The sequence below is a fragment of the Mesonia sp. K4-1 genome, from assembly GCF_008017825.1.
Classification (GTDB): Bacteria; Bacteroidota; Bacteroidia; order Flavobacteriales; family Flavobacteriaceae; genus Mesonia.
In genome coordinates, this window is record NZ_VRLS01000012.1 from 353,790 (window position 1) to 374,784 (window position 20,995).

Annotated in this window: 20 protein-coding genes; 4 read left to right on the top strand and 16 right to left on the bottom strand. The window is 33.5% G+C overall.

Annotated features, from left to right (window positions below; genetic code table 11):
* The 4 genes from FT986_RS02835 to FT986_RS02850 form a co-directional block, all read right to left on the bottom strand.
* Positions 1–3,150: an efflux RND transporter permease subunit gene (locus tag FT986_RS02835; RefSeq protein ID WP_147863739.1), complete on the bottom strand. Its 3,150-nt coding sequence runs from the start codon at positions 3,148–3,150 to the stop codon at positions 1–3.
* A 22-nt stretch (positions 3,151–3,172) separates the two neighbouring features.
* Positions 3,173–4,309 carry an efflux RND transporter periplasmic adaptor subunit gene (locus FT986_RS02840; protein ID WP_147863740.1) on the bottom strand — a complete coding sequence of 379 codons (1,137 nt, stop codon included), beginning with the start codon at positions 4,307–4,309 and terminating at the stop codon, positions 3,173–3,175.
* A gap of 4 nt (positions 4,310–4,313) precedes the next feature.
* The gene (locus FT986_RS02845; protein WP_147863741.1) at positions 4,314–4,817 is read right to left on the bottom strand and encodes a GbsR/MarR family transcriptional regulator; all 504 of its coding nucleotides are present in this window, start codon (positions 4,815–4,817) and stop codon (positions 4,314–4,316) included.
* A 123-nt stretch (positions 4,818–4,940) separates the two neighbouring features.
* Entirely contained in the window at positions 4,941–5,978 is a 1,038-nt protein-coding gene (locus tag FT986_RS02850; protein ID WP_147863742.1) for an isoaspartyl peptidase/L-asparaginase family protein, read from the bottom strand.
* Positions 5,979–6,048: 70 nt separating this feature from the next.
* Here FT986_RS02850 and FT986_RS02855 point away from each other — a divergent pair, with 70 nt between their 5' ends.
* Positions 6,049–6,591 (top strand): 3-hydroxyanthranilate 3,4-dioxygenase, encoded by a 543-nt coding sequence (locus FT986_RS02855; protein ID WP_147863743.1) that lies wholly within the window; start codon positions 6,049–6,051, stop codon positions 6,589–6,591.
* A 60-nt stretch (positions 6,592–6,651) separates the two neighbouring features.
* On the top strand, positions 6,652–8,205 hold the full coding sequence (locus FT986_RS02860; protein WP_147863744.1) for an aldehyde dehydrogenase family protein: 1,554 nt from the start codon (positions 6,652–6,654) through the stop codon (positions 8,203–8,205).
* Positions 8,206–8,281: 76 nt separating this feature from the next.
* Here FT986_RS02860 and FT986_RS02865 read toward each other — a convergent pair whose 3' ends face one another.
* The 12 genes from FT986_RS02865 to FT986_RS02920 form a co-directional block, all read right to left on the bottom strand.
* On the bottom strand, positions 8,282–8,668 hold the full coding sequence (locus FT986_RS02865) for a hypothetical protein (RefSeq protein WP_147863745.1): 387 nt from the start codon (positions 8,666–8,668) through the stop codon (positions 8,282–8,284).
* 60 nt (positions 8,669–8,728) lie between these two features.
* A complete protein-coding gene (locus FT986_RS02870) occupies positions 8,729–9,292 on the bottom strand; it encodes a DUF6705 family protein (RefSeq protein WP_147863746.1) in 564 nt (187 codons plus the stop codon).
* 68 nt (positions 9,293–9,360) lie between these two features.
* On the bottom strand, positions 9,361–10,005 hold the full coding sequence (locus FT986_RS02875; protein WP_147863747.1) for a DUF6705 family protein: 645 nt from the start codon (positions 10,003–10,005) through the stop codon (positions 9,361–9,363).
* 13 nt (positions 10,006–10,018) lie between these two features.
* Positions 10,019–11,365, bottom strand: a complete 1,347-nt coding sequence (locus FT986_RS02880) for a hypothetical protein (RefSeq protein ID WP_147863748.1) — start codon at positions 11,363–11,365, stop codon at positions 10,019–10,021.
* Positions 11,366–11,887: 522 nt separating this feature from the next.
* Positions 11,888–12,604, bottom strand: coding sequence for a LytTR family DNA-binding domain-containing protein (locus FT986_RS02885; protein ID WP_147863749.1), 717 nt, complete (start codon positions 12,602–12,604; stop codon positions 11,888–11,890).
* 1 nt (position 12,605) lies between these two features.
* Positions 12,606–13,634 carry a sensor histidine kinase gene (locus FT986_RS02890; RefSeq protein ID WP_147863750.1) on the bottom strand — a complete coding sequence of 343 codons (1,029 nt, stop codon included), beginning with the start codon at positions 13,632–13,634 and terminating at the stop codon, positions 12,606–12,608.
* Positions 13,627–14,565: a DUF5694 domain-containing protein gene (locus FT986_RS02895; RefSeq protein ID WP_147863751.1), complete on the bottom strand. Its 939-nt coding sequence runs from the start codon at positions 14,563–14,565 to the stop codon at positions 13,627–13,629. The genes FT986_RS02890 and FT986_RS02895 overlap by 8 nt, the downstream gene beginning before the upstream one ends.
* A gap of 3 nt (positions 14,566–14,568) precedes the next feature.
* Positions 14,569–15,435 (bottom strand): DUF5694 domain-containing protein, encoded by an 867-nt coding sequence (locus FT986_RS02900; protein WP_147863752.1) that lies wholly within the window; start codon positions 15,433–15,435, stop codon positions 14,569–14,571.
* A 117-nt stretch (positions 15,436–15,552) separates the two neighbouring features.
* Positions 15,553–16,092, bottom strand: coding sequence for a DUF3575 domain-containing protein (locus FT986_RS02905; protein WP_147863753.1), 540 nt, complete (start codon positions 16,090–16,092; stop codon positions 15,553–15,555).
* Between the two features lie 27 nt (positions 16,093–16,119).
* Positions 16,120–16,848, bottom strand: a complete 729-nt coding sequence (locus FT986_RS02910) for a metallophosphoesterase family protein (protein ID WP_147863754.1) — start codon at positions 16,846–16,848, stop codon at positions 16,120–16,122.
* Positions 16,849–17,985 carry an ATP-binding protein gene (locus tag FT986_RS02915; RefSeq protein WP_147863755.1) on the bottom strand — a complete coding sequence of 379 codons (1,137 nt, stop codon included), beginning with the start codon at positions 17,983–17,985 and terminating at the stop codon, positions 16,849–16,851. It lies immediately after the preceding gene.
* 10 nt (positions 17,986–17,995) lie between these two features.
* Positions 17,996–18,745 (bottom strand): SDR family NAD(P)-dependent oxidoreductase, encoded by a 750-nt coding sequence (locus FT986_RS02920; RefSeq protein WP_147863756.1) that lies wholly within the window; start codon positions 18,743–18,745, stop codon positions 17,996–17,998.
* Positions 18,746–18,955: 210 nt separating this feature from the next.
* Between FT986_RS02920 and FT986_RS02925 the strand changes: the two genes are divergently transcribed.
* Both FT986_RS02925 and FT986_RS02930 read left to right on the top strand, forming a co-directional pair.
* The gene (locus FT986_RS02925) at positions 18,956–19,762 is read left to right on the top strand and encodes a DUF4382 domain-containing protein (RefSeq protein WP_255505886.1); all 807 of its coding nucleotides are present in this window, start codon (positions 18,956–18,958) and stop codon (positions 19,760–19,762) included.
* Between the two features lie 206 nt (positions 19,763–19,968).
* A complete protein-coding gene (locus FT986_RS02930; protein ID WP_111539682.1) occupies positions 19,969–20,976 on the top strand; it encodes a MoxR family ATPase in 1,008 nt (335 codons plus the stop codon).
* The last annotated feature ends 19 nt before the right edge of the window (positions 20,977–20,995 follow it).

The window sequence follows — 20,995 nt, forward strand, 5'->3', positions numbered from 1 at the left end:
TTATTTATTTTCTTCAGAATGTTCAACTATAAATTTTGGTTCTCCAGAGATTTTTTCTTGTAACCATTGAAAAATGATAAAGAGTATAGGGATAACAAAAACTCCAAAAACAGTTCCAATTAGCATTCCTCCGGCAGCTCCAGTTCCAATTGAGTTGTTCCCTTCGGCTCCTACACCTTTCGCTAACACTAAAGGCATCAAACCTAAAATAAAGGCAAAAGACGTCATTAATATTGGTCTTAAACGAGATTTAGCTCCATCAATCGCTGCATTTACAATGGACTCTCCCATTTTTCTCCGCTGTAAAGCAAACTCTACAATTAAAATGGCGTTTTTAGCGAGCAAGCCAATAAGCATAATGAGTGCAATTTGGAAATAGATATTGTTTTCTAATCCAAAGAAACTCGTACTTATATAAGCTCCAAAGACTCCAAATGGTAGTGATAATACTACGGCAAACGGCAGTAAGTAACTTTCATATTGTGCACTCAATAAAAAGTATACAAATAGAATACTAAGAATGAATATAAATGTGGTTTGGTTTCCTGCATTTACTTCTTCTCGTGTTAAACCAGAATAAGCTACGGTATAATTGTTAGGAAGTTTAGCAACTTCTTCTTCAATTACCCTAATGGCATCTCCTGTACTAAAGCCTTCATTTGTAGCTCCCGTTATTGATGTAGAGTTGAACAAATTAAAACGTGTCACCGATTGTGGTCCATATACACGCTTTAAATTAACGAATTGTGTAATAGGTGTCATCTCCCCACTATTGGTTCTTACATACATACTATTTAAAGAATTTTCATCTGCTCTATCTTCTGGAAGAGCTTGTATGTAAACCCTAAATTGTTTTCCAAATCTTGAGAAATCTGACGCATAAATACCTCCAATATAACCTTGTAAAGTGGAAAAAATACTGGTAATAGAAACTCCCTTTTCTTTCGCCAATGGAACATTTACCTCCATTTCATATTGAGGATAACTCGTATTAAAGGAAGATTGCGCATATTTAATTTCGGGATGCTTCATTAAAGCCATCGTAAAATCTTTATTGGCCTTATCTAGATCTGTAAATTCCCCTCCAAATTTGTCTAATAAATTTATTTCAAAACCAGAAGAGTTACCAAATCCACGAATACTTGGTGGGGAAAAGAAAATAATATTTGCTTCTGGAATACCAGCAGCTATACCAAATAATTTTCCTGTTATAGCTTCCACAGAAAGAGATTCACCTTCACGATCTTCCCAATCATCTAATTTTATAATTCCAAATCCAAAGTTACTCCCAGCTCCACTAATTAAACTTCTACCTTTAATAAAGTTAACTCCGGCAATACCTTCTATATCCTTAGCATTCTCATATAGTTTATTTGAAACAGCATCTGTTCTATCTAGAGAAGCTCCTGGCGGCAATTCTATATTCGCAAAAATAATACCTCTATCTTCATTAGGTACAAACCCTGTTGGGGTGTTATTTGCCGCCCAATAAATACCAACTACAGCAATAATTAATAGAAGCACCGAAACAAATTTTCTTCTGTATAAAAACTGAAGTGATTTTCCATATTTATTAATGGTAGCGTTAAAACCACGATTAAATAAAGTGTAAAAACGTTGTAACGGATTTTTTCCTTTTAATTCTTTATCCTCTTTGTGTTCCTTTAATAGCAAAGCACATAGTGCCGGACTTAGAGTTAAAGCGTTTACCGCAGAAATTAAAATCGCAATAATTAAAGTAACTCCAAACTGCTCATAGAAAACTCCCGTAGGCCCTGTCACAAAAGTTACAGGGATAAATACTGCTGCCATCACTAAAGTAATAGAAATAATAGCACCAGATATTTCGTTCATGGCTGTTAATGTTGCCTTTTTAGGGTTTTTCTCCCCATCATCCATCTTGGCATGTACAGCCTCTACCACAACTATGGCATCATCTACTACAATACCAATAGCGAGGACTAAAGCAAAGAGCGTTAATAAGTTAATTGAATAACCAAAAACACTTAAGAAAAAGAACGTACCAATAATAGATACAGGTACCGCAATGGCAGGAATTAATGTAGATCTAAAATCTTGTAGGAAGATAAATACCACTAAAAATACAAGTAAAAAGGCTTCTAACAAGGTGGTTACCACTTTATCTATGGATGCGTTTAAGAATAAACTCGTATCATAAGGCACAAAAATATCTAAGCCTTCTGGTAAATCTTTTTCTACATCGTCTAAAGTTAGCTTAATGTTTTCAATAATTTCTTGAGCATTAGATCCTTTGGTTTGGAAGATTCCCATGAATACTGCAGGGTTTCCTAAACTCATAGCGTTAGAAGCATAAGACTGAGCATCTAACTCTATGGTAGCTACGTCTTTTAGGCGCAAAAATTCTCCGTTCCCTAAAGCTTTGATCACTATATCGCTATATTGACCTTCATCTTTAAAGCGACCGCTATAGGTTAAAGTATAAGAAAAAGATTCTCCGTTATTTTCACCTAAAGATCCTGCCGCTGCTTCTAAGTTTTGTTCGGCTAAAGCCGCTGAAACATCAGAAGGGATTAGATTATAGGCTGCTAATTTTTCAGGTTTAAGCCATATTCTCATCGCATAATCTTGTTGAGAAAATACACTAACATCTCCTACACCGCTAATACGTTGCATGGCAGGAATCACATTAATTTTTAAATAATTCTGAATAAATGTAGCATCATAATTCTCACTTTCAGAATACATAGAGATAAACATTAAAGCACTTGTTTCTTGCTTTTGTGTAGTTACCCCAGTTTGAATTACCTCTTGAGGTAATAATGGGTTTGCTCTAGCCACACGGTTTTGCACATTCACTGCTGCAATATCGGCATCAATTTCTTGGTCAAAATAAACCGTAATTTCTGCAGTACCCGTGTTAGAAGCTGTAGAAGTAATATAGGTCATCCCTTCTACACCATTAATTTGTTCTTCAATAGGAACAATTACACTTTCTAATACTGTTTCTGCATTTGCACCTGTATAATTTGCGGTCACTTTAATAGTGGGAGGAGCAATATCTGGATATTCCTCTATAGGTAAGCTGGTTATACTAATAACCCCTAGCATAACTATGATTATAGAGATTACTGTTGAAAGAACGGGTCTTTCAATAAATGTTTTTAACATGATAGTCTATATTTTTAGTTAACTAGTATTTAAATAAAGTAGCTACGGGTTCAATAGCTTTGTCGAAAGATGTTTCTTGAGGAGAAATAGCCATTCCGCTATTTAATTTTCCAACTCCAGAAATAACAATGGTATCATCTGCACTTACACCAGATTCAACTACGTACAAATTGTCTACTGTAGCTTTTATTTTTATAATTGAAGCGGTTACTTTATTATCTTTTCCAAGTTTAAAAAGCATAACATTACCTTGTTGCTCATAGGTTGCATCTTGTGGAACTACAGTGGCATTTTCATACTGGGTAGGGATTTGTATCTTACCACTATTCCCGTTAGTTACTAATTGATTGGGATTATCAAAAATAGCTCTAAAGCTTACTGTACCTGTATTTTGATTAATTTGTCTAGAAGTTGTTTCTATTTTTCCTTTTTCATCATACACACTCCCATTGGCAAGTATCAAGTTCACTTTAGGGAAATTAGCGAGTTTTTCTGATATATTTTGCCCTTCAGTATTTTGCAAGAAGTCTAAATACTGAGTTTCATTCAAACTAAAAAAAGCATATACTTTACTAATGTCACTAACTGTAGTTAGAGGTTTAGAATCATTAGAACTTATTAAAGCTCCTTCTCTATAATTGATTTTCCCTACATAACCATTAACGGGACTTTTAATAGTTGCGTAACCAATATTAGCAGAAACACTGCTATAATTAGCTTTAGCTTGAGCTAAATTAGCTTTAGCAGTTTCTAATTGCACCGAGCTAATAATATTCTTTTCTACTAAAGGAACAAGTTTATCTACCTCGACTTGTGCTACATTAACACGAGCTTTAGCTGCGCTTGCATCTTGAGATAGTGATTGTGTTTCTAATTTAAATAACACTTGACCTTTACTCACCTTTTCTCCTTCATCAACTAATACTTGCTGAACGTATCCTGCAACTTTTGCCCTAACATCACTATTTACAACACCTTCAATTGTAGTAGGATATTCGGTATAGCCAGTAACGGTTTTTTGTTCTAATTGAGTTACAGGAAATGGTAAAGCTTGTTGTTGAGTATTGGTAGCTTGTGTTTTGTCTTTGTCGCCACAGCTTACTACAAATAGTAACATGGTTATGCTACTTAATATAAATATGAATGAATTCTTTTTCATTGGATTAAAGATTGAATTTATTGTTTATTAGGTTTTCTTTTAATTCTTTTATAGAGCTTGAAGCTTCATCTAGAAATTTGAGGTAATCATTATGAAATGATAAGTCAAATTTTTCGGTATCCGTATCGGTGATGTGGTCATTGATGGTTTGCTTATAATCCCTTATTTCTAAATGAAGATTTCTCGTAGTTTCCCATTCTTTTATCATACCATCAATGTGATGTAGAACCGAATTTTTATTAATAACGAAGTACTTTTTACGGTCACCAGTTTTAGTGAAGTATTCTATCTTCTTTAAATCTTGTAAGTGATTTAGATGGGTGGAAATTGTGCTTTTGCTAGCGCAAAGTAAAGACACCATCTCTTCAAAAGTGGCTCCAAATTTTCCTATAAGAACTATATAGGATAATATTCTAGCTGCTACAGGCGCTAAATTTTCTCTACTTTCAAAATGAACTCCTAGTTTTTCTACAAGAGCCATTTTTTTACTGCATATCTCTTTTGTCATAATTGAGTAAATAAATAATGACGCAAAAATATATATTGGTTCGGGATAAACCGAACTAATCGAAGTTAATTTGCTGTTAAATAAAGTTTAAATAACAAATGTGATACGAATTTTTGTTTTTCTTCAAATCTCAATAATTAATTTGTCGTTTATATAACTAGCTCTAAACATTCCAAGGGTGTTAAACTCCATCACAATATTTCCAAAATAATCGATAGCAATAACACCACCATTTCCTCCTAATTTGGGTTGTTTCTCGTAGATTACTTTTTCTACAGCTTCCTGTAAGCTTAATTCTTTGTACTCCATTAAAGCAGAAATATCATGAGCAACGACCCCTCGCATGAAATATTCTCCCCATCCTGTTCCCGAAACAGCGCAAGTTTTATTATTAGCATAAGTCCCAGATCCAATAATTGGAGAGTCACCAATTCGTCCCCACTTTTTGTTGGCCATTCCGCCTGTAGAAGTTCCAGCAGCGAGATTCCCGTGCTTGTCTAAAGCAACACAACCCACGGTCCCAAATTTTGTGCCGTTAATATCATTATTGTAAAAAGTGGCTTGTTTCTTATTCTCATTTTGTTTGATTCGTTGAACATTTTTAAGTTGCTTTTCAGTAATAAAATAAGAAGGGTTAACGAGTTTAAAATTTCTAGTTTTAGCAAAATTCTCAGCGCCTTTCCCAGATAAAAGAACATGATTTGAATTCATCATCACTTCATAAGCTAAATTAATAGGATTTTTAATTGTACTAACACCTGCAACTGCTCCAGCATTTAGAGTTTTTCCATCCATAATAGAAGCGTCTAATTCGGGTGTTTCTGCATGGGAGAGTACTGCTCCTTTGCCAGAATTAAATAGAGGAGAATCTTCCATTACATTTATGGTTTGTTTTACCGCTTCTACTGCAGAACCTCCATTTTTTAAAATTTCATTTCCTTTGGTAATGGCTTCTTTTAATTTATCATGATAGGCTCTTTCTAAGCTGTCGCTGATGTTTTCTTTTTTAATATAACCTGCGCCGCCATGAATAGCGATTCCGTAGTTGGCTACTTTTTTATTTTTAATTTCGGTAGCATTTTTTTCCGCGTTAAGCGAGCTTCTATTTTCTTTACAAGCAAAAGAGAGAATCAATACGATTAGAAGGAGAAATCTTTTCATTTTATGAATAATTAAGTAATTTTAGGAGCACTAAAACACTGTGTTTACTAAATATAATAAAATATTAGCTATGGGAATTCAGAAACCTTTTAATTTAAATAAGTGGATTGAGGAAAATAGAGACACTTTAAAACCTCCTGTAGGTAATAAGAATTTATATAAAGATGCGGGAGATTATATTGTGATGATCGTGGCTGGACCCAATGCAAGAAAGGATTATCATTATAATGAAACCGAAGAATTATTCTACCAATTAGAAGGACATATTGAAGTACATATTCAAGAAGAGGGTGAGAAGAAAACTATGAAACTGGGGCCAGGAGATATGTATTTACATCCAGCAAAAGTTCCTCATTCGCCTGCAAGAGGAGAGAACTCTATTGGTTTGGTGATAGAAAGAAAACGAAAAGAGTTGCCTGGCAAAGATGGATTACTTTGGTTTTGTGACAACTGCAATCATAAATTATACGAAGTTTACTTTCCGTTAGAAGATATAGAGGTAGATTTTCTTAAGCATTTTAAACATTTCTACGGAAGTAAAGAGTTAAGAACCTGTGATAATTGCGGTACCGTGATGGATGTAGATAAACGTTTTGTAACAGACGAGGATTAATGCTTCATTTTTGTTATTTTCGCGAAGAATCAATTAATTAATAATTAAATTATCACATTAATGAGTCAGATTGCTAAAGAATTTGGGATAGATAAAGCCTTAAAAGAACTAGGCTTACAAGATATAAATAATGGTACTTCTACGGGAAAAGATTTTTTCTCTAATGGAGAAATCATCGAATCTTACTCTCCTGTAGATGGAGCGTTAATCGGTAAAGTAAAAGCGACTACTAAAGAAGATTATGAAAAAGTAATCACCACTGCAGAAAAAGCTTTTAAAGAATGGAGAACTATGCCGGCTCCACAACGCGGTGAAATTGTAAGAAAATTTAATGATGAACTACGTCGTTTAAAAGAACCTTTAGGGAAATTGGTATCTTATGAAATGGGGAAATCTTACCAAGAAGGTTTAGGTGAAGTACAAGAAATGATTGATATCTGCGATTTCGCTGTAGGTCTTTCTCGTCAGTTACACGGTTTAACGATGCATTCTGAGCGTCCAGGACATAGAATGTACGAACAATACCACCCGTTAGGGGTAGTAGGAGTAATTTCTGCATTTAACTTTCCAGTTGCGGTTTGGTCTTGGAACACTGCTTTAGCTTGGGTTTGTGGAGATGCTTGTATTTGGAAAGGTTCAGAGAAAACTCCACTTACTTCTGTAGCTTGCCAAAATATTGCAGCACGTGTATTTTCTGAAAACGGAGTTCCAGAAGGAATTTCTTGTTTAATTACAGGAGATTATACGGTTGGTGAAATGATGACCAAAGATGAGCGTGTACCTTTAATTTCTGCAACAGGTTCTACCCGAATGGGGAAAATCGTAGCGAAAGAAGTGGCAGGACGTTTAGGAAAAACTTTATTAGAGCTTGGCGGAAACAATGCAATTATCGTAACCCCAGATGCTAACATTAAAAATACCGTAATCGGAGCTGTTTTTGGAGCGGTAGGAACTTGTGGACAACGTTGTACTTCTACGCGTCGTTTAATTGTTCACGAAGATGTATACGATAAAGTAAAAGATGCTGTGGTAGATGCTTACAAGCAAATAAAAATTGGAAACCCGTTAGATGAGAGCAACCACGTTGGTCCATTAATCGATAAAGATTCAGTAAAAAATTACCAACATGCACTTGACAAAGTTGTTGAAGAAGGTGGTAAGATTTTAGTTGAAGGTGGTGTTTTAGAAGGTGAAGGTTACGAAAGCGGATGCTACGTAAAACCTGCAATCGCTGAAGCGGAAAACCATTTTGAAATTGTACAACACGAAACATTTGCTCCAGTACTTTATATTATGAAATACAAAGGTGATGTTGCCGATGCTTTAGAATTACAAAACGGAGTACGCCAAGGGCTTTCTTCAGCCATTATGACCAACAATTTGCGTGAAGCAGAACGTTTCCTTTCTGTGGAAGGATCTGATTGTGGAATCGCCAATGTAAACATTGGAACTTCTGGTGCAGAGATTGGTGGTGCTTTTGGTGGTGAAAAAGAAACCGGAGGAGGTAGAGAATCTGGTAGTGATGCTTGGAAAGTTTATATGAGAAGACAAACTAACACGATTAATTATACGACAGAGCTCCCACTTGCTCAAGGAATTAAATTTGATTTATAAGATTCTAGGAATTAGAATTTAGCATATAGAAAACGCCCTCACTATTTAAAGTGAGGGCGTTTTTGTTTAACTTTCCTTATGGTTGTTTATTGAAAACAATTATTTTCCCTTGATTTTGTGAAACCAAGGTCATTTTACCATTATTATTATAATTAATACTATCGAGGTAAGAGCAATTAATTACTTCATTTTGATTGTTTAATGTTTTTAAAAATAACTTATTATTTAGAGTCTCTCCATTACAACTATTACTTATTTCATATTGATGCGTAGCATTTAAAGTATTGCTATAATAAGTTTTAACTGTACCATTACTTTGAAAAATCAATTTAGTATTAGAATCATTTTCTAATATCCAAGTACCAATAATTTCTTGTTCTGCTTGGTTTAGGTCAGGATTTAAAGTTTGCGCTTTACACGCATAAGAAATAACAAAAAAGAATAATAGCTCATAAAACTTCATACTTATAAAAATACAAAACCCAACTGGTTAAAGTTAGGTTTTGGTTAATAATTATAAAAACTACTGTTTGGTTAAAATTATTTGGGTATGTGTTGGAAAAACTTGCTCTGCAAATCCATTAGGACAATCAATTTCATTATATGGGGACTCTCCTAAATATAAATACAATTTCATTTGTGTGTTATTGTTAAAGGTTTTAATAAAAATAGTACCAGACTGCCCACAATCGTATTCATACCCTCCATAATCTAATTGATATGACCCTGAAGGTTTTACATACTCTCCCATAACTACATAATCACTATCATCTGGTAATGGTAATGTATTAAGTAAAACAGTTCCGTTAGCGTCTGTAATTTTATAACGTAAGTACAACTGATCATAAGTGAGCGAAGTTCTAATTTGAGATTGATAAACAACCTCTTCAACCTCAATTTCATAGTTTTTATTATCATAAGTTCCAAGCCATGTACCTGTAAACTTATCTAATACATTATTTACATCTTTAATATAAGTACCGTCTGGTATTTCGTTTTGGTAATTAAAATGATTTTCAACAGGAATTATTTGAGCTTTACAGGTAAATGAAATAATAAAAAGTAATAATAGTTGAAAGAGTTTCATATTTATAAAAATACAAAACCCAACTGTTTAAAGTTGGGTTTTGGTTAAAATTTAAGTTATGTAATTTTTTACTGTTTCACTAAAATAAATGTAGTACCTAAAGGTAAACTATACTCATCAAAAGTAGGGTTGGGATCGTTTATATTATAGGTGGGGTTACCAAACATAGAAGTTTCTGCTTCTAATTTTTCTACCCCGTTTTCTACAAAATGCCTAAAGTATATTTTAATATAAGACCCAGGGATTTCTACATTTGGTTCCCTAAACAAGGGACTTACTTTAATATCCCCAGGGTTACAGCCTAAACAAACCCTGCCGCTAGGATCATACTTTTCAATGATTATACCTCCAGCAATATAATGTTCATATGGATCTGTATAATTATTATTTAAAAAGCTTAGGGTATTCACTTTTTCTACTCCACCCTCTATATATTTATATTCTCCTATAAGTATATCTTTATAATAACTTCTCTCACTCATAGGACTCACGTATTGTACCATTTCTTTTTTTTGTAATACTACCTTGAATTCTGTTTTTCCGTTGGTATATTGCCAAGTACCTTCAAAAAGATTAAGATCATTAAAAGTATCTTTATAATAAGCTCCTTCTATATCTCCATAGTCTTCATTATCATAAATTGGCAAAATAGGTGTTTGTGCATTACAGTTCACTAAAAATATAAGTGTACATATTATTGTTATTGTTTTCATAGTATTTATTTTTTTATTCGCAAGGAATTTCATTGATAGGGTTGTTTGTATTATTAGGGTTATATTCAAGTTTATCCCAATTTTCAATATCATTATTGCTATTTAAATTGGCCTTATAGACCCCAATTCCATTAATGCCTTTTTCCTCTAAAAATTCATACAGGGCTTCTACATATTTTTTAAAATTTCCTCCATCCCTTCTAATTTTTGTATATTCTTTTCCTAATTCTTCTTCTAAATTACTTTTTTCTAATGTAGATAAGTTTCCATATTTGTTGTTGTATGCGTTTAAGAATTCCCCTCTATTTTCAACTTTTATGGCAAAATGGTAATTGGTTCCATTAATATTTACCGTAAGTGTATTAAAAAATTTAGACATAGGCGGTCTAGGGTTTTTGGTATTGGCAAAATAGGCTTTACCAACCCACATAATGTCTTCAATAGCAAACATAGGTAAACGATTAGTCGTTTGCATATAAGGATGGGTGTGTGAACTTCCATAAATGGTTCCTCCAGTAGGCATATTTAATGTTGCCAAAGAACTTTGAGTTTGTAATTCTGCTTCGGTTGCTCCAGGGATACCTTCGTCAAAATAATAACCATGCTCTGCATGACTTGTTGTCTCCCCTCTAAGCACGTTTAGATAAGGTTTTTCCTTATTCATGTTGTTTAATTCATCACAAGGGTCGGTTTCCATGACTTCCACTTCCACACAATCCACCTGTACTTTATAACAGGGTAAAGGGTTGGTAATGGTGGTGTTGGTAGGAGTATTATTACCGTGGCCTGCCCCACCGCCGCCGTGTGGGTAACCTGGGTTGGAACCATTTTGTGGATTATTGGGGTAGGGCGGGAAGTTGTTATTGCCAGGGCCGGGATCACTTGGATCCGTATCACCACCGCAGCCCTCTCCAACTAAATAAGTTACCTCCCATTGTTTATTTGGGTCACAGTCTGGACCAGCAATATGGGTAGGACCTTCCCCACCATTAGGACCATTATTACAAAAAGTCACAGTAACATCGCCACAATCGTTTACGGTAACTTTAGACCCTTGTTCATACTCTATGGGGATCATAGTGTAGTAATATTCAAATATAAAAGATTCATCTGCTGTTTGCGAAATGGGCGTTCTAGGAAAATACTGCATCACATAGGCTTTGGTTTCAGCGGTATCGGTTACTTCTATTACCAAATTTTCAAAATAATGTGTTGGTTGCTCATCTCGATGCAAGTACATAGTGTAAGAAGTGTAAAGATCTGTATGGGCAACATTAATTAAAGAAGAGTCAATTTTAACACCATACCTGTTTTCAATAAATTCACCACCCCTACCACTTACATTGCTCTTTTGCGCCAATTGTTTACTAAGTTGATGATAAGCAGAAATAAATTGAGGGTTATTTTCTAGTTCGCTAAAGCTTTGGGAACTATGCTTTATAGCGCTCTTTTGTGTGTTGGTCCTCCCTTTCTAGAAAATCATCGTCTTGGCAACTATAAAAAGTAAAAGAAAACGTGAGAAGAATGCAAAAACACCTGCCCCATTTTAAGCCCTTTGGCTTTAATTTTGCTGGGGGGGATTTTTGTTTTGTTGTTTTGGTTCATAAATAGATTGGTTTTTAGATTGTTAAGTTTTTAAAGCTAAACCAATTCAATTAGAATCCCAAATAAATTTTTCGGTTAAGCGATTAAAAATGTTTTTAGACGAACAATTTTAAAAGGGATAGAATAAAAAAATCCGCGTAAAGCAAATTAATTAAAGACTCTAAGATTAACCAATATCGTTATACTGTATAACATAAAATTCAATTTATAAGACTCTACAAATTTTAATCATTATTATGACCGCAAAGCAATTTGGGTAGAAGAAGTAAGGTTGAGTTTATAGTTTTTTATCGTGTATTCTTTTGAAAAATTCACTTCTGTAAGTGTCCCCTAACGGAAGGTCTTTTCCGTTTATCCATACCTCATAATTATCGGTTTTTTCAACTTTATCTAAAGCTACGATATAAGATTTATGGATTTTTATAAACTTGGTTTGTGGTAAACTTTCTTGAATGTTTTTTAAGGTGTTATAGGTCACCAACTGTTCAGTCTCAGTATGTATGATGACATAGTTTTTAATACTTTCAGCAAAGAGAATATCAGATAATTTTACTTTACGGAATTTATTTTTTCCATCGGTTTTTACAAAGAAATACTCTTCATTGTTGAGGTTTGAAGTTTCTTTTACTGAAGTTTTTTTCTTTTTTATCTTCCCTACTGCTTCAATAAACCTAGGGAAAGCAATAGGCTTTAAAAGATAATCTACGGCATTTAGCTCAAAACCTTCTACAGCAAATTGAGGATAAGCGGTCGTGAAAATAATATTTACGTTTTCATCTATCAATTTTGATAGTTGAATTCCCGTTAAATCTGGCATTTGTATATCTAAGAATACAATGTGGGGTTGATTTTGCTGAATAAGCTCCAACCCCTCAAGTGCTTTAGAAGAAGAAGCTATAAGCTCTAAACCTTTCAATTGACTTATGAATTTTTCTATAACCCGAATTGCAGGGGGCTCGTCATCTACAATTATGCACGTAAAGAGATTTGACATTTTATTTTTTTAAGGGGAGTTGTAGTTCTACAAAATACTTATTTTCTTTTTGAAAATGTTTAAGTTGATAATTCTTTCCAAACATTAACTGTAAACGTTGTGTAATATTCTTATATCCAATCCCTCTTTCATCATAATTATCTTGAGGTTTAAATGCATTCTCAATTTTAAAAATAAGTTGTTCTTTTATAATTTCAATGTGAAGTTGAATAGGGTTTTTAACATCATTTAAAACTCCGTGTTTAAAAGCATTTTCAACAAAATGAATTAAAAGTAAGGTGGGTACTTTATAAGGTTTTGTAAATTCAGGGTAAGAATTTTTTATATATAGACCTCCTTCAAATCTTCTTTTAAAAAGAATAATATAATTATTCAAGAAATTGAGTTCATCTTTCAGTAAAAAAAATTCTTCATTTTGATAAGTGACATACCGCAACATTTCTGAAAGTTTTAAAATATCATCACTAAGTTTGGAGTTCACATCGAGGGCATCTGCATAAAAACTGTTGAGGGTGTTAAATAAAAAATGCGGACTCAATTGCGATTTTAACACCTGTAATTCTGCTTGTTTCTTTTCTAATTTTAATTTATTGTATTGCTGGTTGACCTTTAATTGATGTTTTACAAAATAGAAAACAAGACTGAGTAAGATAATTCTAAAAGCATAATAAGAATTATCAAAAATATAAAAGAGAGGCCGAAGAGAGTTAGGATAGTAGTTATGAAATCCCGTGATCTTGAATAAAACGATTTCTTCTAATACATATCGTAAGCCTGCAAATAATAGAATACATAAAATTAAGGCTAAAATTAAATAAGTCCACTTTTTAACAGGAATAGTTACAGGAGCAATCTTAAGATAAACGAGATAGAAAATGCCCATTTGTAAAACAAGAAACTCCAGGTTATGTAAGAGATATTCAGTTGGGTTCTCTATCGCATTTTTAAAAACGATATCAGAAAATACTTCCATTAAAAGAAAAAGTACCCAAAAGATAATGTGATAGCGAATTTCTTGTTTGTTATTCATTTAGTAATTTAACTTTAATGCTTGGAAATTTCTCTTTCAATTCTTTTTCAAGTCTAATAATATGTGCTGCGCCCAAAATAACGATACTTTTTCTTGCTGGATTTGCTAATATTTGTTTGCCTACGTTTTGTGCCATCCGTTCATTTCTTTGGTTCCAATATTTGGTGCCTAATAAGCAACTTTTGGTCTTGTTTTTAACATAGGTGAAAGAAGCTAGTTGATCTAATCGTCCTAAAGATTTTCGTTTGTTTACGTGCATTCCCAACCCTCTAAAAAGTGCGGGAATAATAGCGCTATTATAATCTTTTTTGTTAAGTTTTTGGTTTATTTTATTGTCCCCGTTTTTACTTCCATCTTCAGCACACTTTTGCCAAGAATCGTGATATTCTTTATTGGTTTGTAGGTCATCCATAGCCTTTAAACGTTTAATGTTTAACTGAATGGCTAATTTAGCCGTTAAATCTCCGTCTTCGTGTCGTGTTGGTTTTGCAGAACCTTCTACACCATATTTTTGAATATATCTGTAAAAATCGTAATTAGCATAATCTCTTAGGTAACCAAAAGAATTGATAATTACATCTAAATCTTGGTTAGACAATTTACTGAAATCTTTCTTCAACAGAAAATTGAGTTGTTTTGGGCTAAAGTTGAAATGCTGCTGAAGAGAATGGGCTAAAAAATAAAACTTCTTATAATTCTTAGACCACCCATCTTTTAGATATTCCCAGCTAATGGTATCATTGGCGCGAGGACTTTCCACATAAATAGCTTCCGGATGGTATTTTAAGGTTCTTTTTAGTAAAGGTTTATAGCTGTTTTTTACAATTTTTGGAACTGTGTGCATTGTACCGATGAGTAAAACCTCTTTCTCTTGAGCGGTTATGTTTTGGGTTAATATAATTGCACAAAACAAGAAAATATACTTTCTCATAATTTATAGCGAATTAAACTTTACCAATTCGAACTCTGGAGAACATTCAAACAACCATTTAAGTATGGAGATATGTCCTGCACCAAACAGTATTAAAATTCGATCGTTTTCGGTATATCCTATTTGTTGTATTTTTCTGTAAATTCTCAAATTTCGGTTCAGCCAAAACATAGAAAGAGCATCTGGACCTTCCATCTCTTTAGAAGTAAATTGGCCGCCAGAAATGTAAGCTCCAAAACCACGATCTAATACTTTATCAGAATTCATATAAGTGAAAGTTTCTAAAAGAGTTTGGCTAACCGTAAGTTTGTCTTTGTAATGATAAAAATTAGAGTAACGTTTATTTATTTCGTCATCACCGCCAAAATAATGTCTTTTGGTAATTTTGTCGATGTAAGTTTTAGAAGCTAAACTGTCTTTTTCTGAAGAAAGCTTATAAAGTAAAGAAGGGGAATCTACTCCATAAATAGTGTCTAACTGAAAACGTTCAACCAAACGCATACCTATTTGGCTACTTTCATTAGCGTACAATTTTTCAGTTCCTTTTTTATAATGTTCGTAATTTTTAAAAAGATAACCTGTGTTCGCTCCAGCTTCAACTACAATTTTAGTGGGCTTAAACTTACTTAGGTAGTCTAGGAGTTCTTGAAGTTCTTTTTGCCTTTTTTCAGCATAGATGTTTATTTTTTCATCTTCGTTGGCTTTGTGAGCATCTAAGCCCGGATAATTAAAATGAAAGCTCCCAACCAATAAGACTTTTGGAGCTTTTTCATTTAACTGAAGAAAATCATCTGGGTTTTTAAATGGAGACTGAGCAAATAACTGGGAAACGCTCAGTATAAAAAGAATTTGAATTATACAGTTTTTCATGGATTGATAGGTATTAGTTTCAGTATAAAACTAATAAGACAACCTCTTTTAAAAACAGAAATAAATTTAACTCCCTAATTTATAGGATGAACTAGGGAGTTTGTACAATGAATATTTTTAGAATCTATACCCTACACTAAAACCACCGTGAAACTCAATAGCCGAAAAACGCTCTTTTACTTCATCACTAAAGTTTCGAGCAATAGAAACATAAGGTCCTAATACAAATTTATCTCCAAAATTCCATTTATAACCAGCGCCTAGTCCAACCATAAAGGCATTCATATCAGTTTCTAACATTACGTTACTTACTTCTTGCTCAAAATCTCCAAAACGGTATTTTACAAAAGGATTGGCGTAAATACCAGAACCTGCAGTTTCTTTCCCGAAGTAGTAGTTGTACCCTAATTTAATACTGTTGGTATTAAATTTACGCGACCCTTTTTCGCTATGATAGTTGATGCGGTCATTGATTAAAAACTCTACGTCTACTGATTGGTTAAAACCAATAAACCTTTCGTAGCCTACTTCTACCGATGCAATGGCAATGGTATTAGCAATATTTAATTTTGCTTCATTTTTAGGGAAATCGGATTCTTGTGCTTTCATATTAATTCCGATAAGGAAAAGAAAAGCAGCGGCATATAATTTTTTCATAGAATTTATTTTTTAGACAAATATAAATTAATTTCTCCCTTTTTCATTAGCATACAATTTCCAAACGGGATCACTTTGAAAAACCTCTTTAGAATTCACGTCGATTAAAGATAGTTTTCCCTTAAAAGCTGCGCCCGTATCTACATTCCATAAATTGGCAGCTTGTACAGGTTTTTCTTTGTCAATTCGGGTAACGGGAGTATGCCCTATAAAAATTTCTTTAAACAATTTTAAGCGTTTCGGGTAACGAAAATCATCTTCCTTAATTTCTTTATCTAAGCACAGAGCGGTTTCCCACAAAGTTCTATCCCAATAAAACATATAAGGTTCATATTCCTGTTCGGGGCCGTGTTGATTGGTGAAACCTGCGTGGAGGAATAATCTGTTTTCATCATCAATATAATAATTGACCATTTCTTTTAGGAAAATGCGATGCTGCTGAATGGTTTCATCAGATAAATTTCTATACGCATCTATGCTCGACTGCCCCCCATGCGCCAACCATTTTTCATTGGTATCGTGGGTTTTTAACCATTGGTGCAATAATTCATCGTGATTACCACGTATAAATATGCAACTATTTTGTTGGGCTAATTCTATAAGGTAAGAAATGACTTTGGCAGAATCGCTCCAGCCATCTACGTAATCTCCCAAGAAAATCAGTTGATCTTCTGGGGTTATTTTTGCTCTTTCTAGTAATTGCTCTAAAGCTTTTAAACCGCCGTGTATGTCGCCTATGGCTAAAATTCTTTTCATTTAATTGTATTTCACTTTTCTTAAAATTCTAATATTTTCTTTATAACGCAGGTAAGCTTCTTTATGATGAGTTTTTAGTAAACTTTTGGCTTCTTCTAATTTTTCAATAGCTTCGGGAAACCCATTAAAATAGCAAAGTAAATAATTGGCAGGAAGTTTTAAAATATCTTGCTGTTCTATTTCACTTAAGCGGAAACCTTTCTCCAGCTTTTCTAATAAACTCTTATTACTGTTCATAATATGATGTAAAGTCGATTTTGAAAACTGAGGAGGATCGAACACCATCTTGCTTTCAATTTCATAGCTAATATTATTATGAAACTTAATTGTAACCTCTTCTAAAGGATAATATTTATAAGATTTGTAAAGACCCAAATGCACATATTCTAAAATCTTAAAATACTCATCGTTAAACTCAATACTTACCTCATCCAAATCGGAATAAAATAGTTTAACCTGTTCATTGATTAACTGAATATTAACTCGTGAATAAAATGTTCCTTTTTTATTTACTTTCTTTTTCCCTGCCCAACACACTACAAAATACTCTTTAAAAACCCGATAGGTAGGCTTGTAATCTTTACTGCGATTCATAAAATCAAAGACACCATCTAATGTATATTTAATAGTGTTTTGAGAGTGATTTTCTATAGCGGCTACCTTTTCAATATTAGAATTATTGGGTTTTACTTCAAAACTTTGAGGCATACTTATACTCCCTTCTCTATAAAAAACCATGCCTCCGTAGTATTTCCAAATGTTCTTTTTTAAAGAGCAAACCAGTTCATTGTTAGGATTTATAGTAATTAATCCCACAACTTTACCCTCAGGGAGATGTGGAAATAAAATATTGGCATAATTCACCCTTGGCGGATTGGTTAAATAAGCATTTACCAGATTCTGTATTTTACTATCGTCATAAAAATCGACGCCAATGATGTTATTCTTTTTATCCTCAACACCAATTACAATATAACTGTTGTTGTGAGGGTTGCTATTTGAAAGAGCGCAAATATGCTTTAATAACTTAGCCTTTCCTTCTTTGTCTCCAAGATTAACTTTTAGCTTTTTATCATAAAAACTATTCTCGGCACTATGGGCGAGTAAATTTTTAATGAGTAGGCGTTTGTTAATCATGAGATTAGTTTTAGTTTTTATCTACGAGAGTAGAAGAAGCTTGAGCGGTACACATTACAGTGAGGTCGGCTATGTTTACATGAGTAGGTCTAGTGACTACAAAACAAATAACATCTGCAATATCTTTGGCTTGTAATGCTTTGAAACCTTCATAAACTTTTGTGGCTCTTTCTTCGTCTCCTTTAAAGCGCACTTTACTAAACTCTGTTTCTACAAGGCCTGGATTAATCGCACCAACTTTTACGCCAGTTCCGTTAAGGTCTAATCGCATTCCTTGATTAATAGCATCTACCGCATGTTTGCTAGCACAATACACATTTCCTTTAGGGTAAACTTCCTTACCTGCAGTAGAACCAATATTTATAATTTGTCCTTCTTCTCTTGCTATCATTTGAGGAATAATTTCTTTACTCACATACATTAAGCCTTTTACATTAATATCTATCATAGCATCCCAATCTTCTAGATTTCCATCTTGAAAGTAATCGAGTCCGTGGGCATTACCAGCATTGTTAATTAATACATCTATTTTTTTAAACTCTTCAGGTAAACTGTTAATGGCATTTTTGACTTCCTGTTTATCTCTTACATCAAATAGTAATTGATGGGTTTTGGTATGTTTTAAAAACTCTTGCAAATCGGTTAATTTTTGTTGTCTTCTTCCGCAAAGTACTACTTGAAATCCTTCTTTAGCTAAAGCTATTGCTGTTGCTTCTCCAATTCCGCTCGAAGCCCCTGTTATAAATGCTGTTTTTGTCATAGTAAATATCTTGATTAGAAAAGATTTTAGAAAACTATTCTCTTTAAGTATGAGTAAATTAATCTTTACGGAAGATATAAATTTTAAGAATAGATGATAGTTTTTATGTGTGTTAATTACATCTAAAATTGTTGTTAAGAGAGGTTAAAGAATTTTCATATTATGGTAAAGACCCCTAAAGTTGTATTTATAAACCCAAATAAATATAAAATGAAAAAGTTAAATGTATTTTCAAAAATGGCAATATTAGCTTTAGGGCTAATAACACTTATCGCTTGTAGTAGTGATGATAACGGAAATTCTACAGTAGAAGAGGGGAAAGCAAAAATGAGTGTAAAACTGGTAGATGCCCCTGGAGATTACGATGAGGTTAATATTGATGTAGAAGATGTAGTTATTAAATATTCTGGAGGAGATGCAGAAACTTCTTTAAATGCCATTAATGTAGGAGTTTACAATTTACTTGAATTAACAGGTGGTGCAAGTGTAGTGTTAGCAGATGATTATGAAGTGCCTGCCGGAAACATTTCTCAAATAAGATTAATCTTAGGAGATGACAACACAATTGTGGTAAATGGAGAATCAAAGCCTTTATCAACACCAAGTGCTCAACAATCTGGTTTAAAAATTAATTTAAATACCGAATTAGAGCCAGGTATTAGCTATGAATATATTTTAGATTTTGATGTAGAAGAATCTATTGTTGCTCAAGGAAATGGCGGTTACAGTTTGAAACCAGTAATTAGAGCTACAGCAGTGGCCGAAACGGGTATAATTAGCGGTAATGTAATTTTACCATCAACTGCTCCGGCTTTGGTTACGGCTAGTAATTCAACTACAAGTGTGAGTGCCTATACTAATGCTCAAGGAGAGTTTCAATTATATGGTTTACCATCAGGTTCATACACATTAACGGTTGATTCGGAAGCTAGTTTGAATTTACCTACGATCACAATTCTAGATGTGATTGTTGTAAATGGGGAAATAAAAGTAGTAGAAGATATTTCTTTTAATTAAAATAAAAGAATTAGTTTAAAAAAGAGGTTATTGAAAAATAACCTCTTTTTTTTGCAACAATTAAAATGGAGAGAAGTCCATTATAGGTGAAACCTAAAATGGGAATCTTTTTCTTGGTTTTTAACCTATCATTAACAACATTTAAAAAATAATTTTTTCACTTTGCAACGTTATAAAATAAGGTAACGGAATAAAATATAATTTTAATGGAGCAACAACAAACCTCATCGGTAGACATCGCAGGATTAAATGAGAAAATACAAAGAGAAAGTGCCTTTGTAGATTTATTGACCAATGAGATGAATAAAGTCATTGTCGGTCAAAAACACATGATTGAGCGATTATTAATTGGTTTACTAGGCCAGGGTCATATTTTATTAGAAGGGGTGCCGGGATTGGCAAAAACCTTAGCCATTAATACGTTATCTAAAGCTGTAAAAGGAAGCTTTAGTAGAATACAATTTACACCAGATTTACTTCCTGCAGATGTAGTGGGAACGATGATTTACAATATAAAACTCAATGATTTTAGCATAAAGAAGGGGCCTATTTTCGCCAACTTCGTTTTAGCCGATGAGATTAACCGTGCACCAGCAAAAGTGCAGTCGGCTTTACTAGAGGCGATGCAAGAAAAACAAGTGACGATTGGTGATACCACTTTTGTTTTAGATAAGCCTTTCTTAGTAATGGCAACGCAAAACCCAGTAGAACAAGAAGGAACGTACCCTTTACCAGAAGCACAAGTCGATCGTTTTATGTTAAAAACGGTGATTGATTATCCTACACTTGAGGATGAACAAATGGTGGTTCGAGCTAATTTAAAAGGTAGTTTTGAGCAGGTAAATCCCGTGGTTTCTTTAGAGCAGATCTTAAGCGCTCAAAAAGCCGTTCGCGAAGTATATATGGATGAGAAAATTGAAAAATATATACTAGATATTATTTTTGCTACACGTTATCCAGAAAAATATAACTTAGAGTCATTAAAACCACTTATTTCTTTTGGAGCTTCCCCTCGTGGAAGTATCAATTTGGCAACAGCCGCAAAATGCTATGCCTTTATAAAAAGAAGAGGTTACGTTATTCCAGAAGATGTGAGAGCAGTAGTGTTAGATGTTCTTCGCCACAGAGTGGGTATTACTTATGAAGCTGAAGCTGAAAATATTACTTCAGAAGATATTGTAGGTAAAATTATCAACGAAATAGAAGTGCCATAGACCAGCGATCTAATTGATA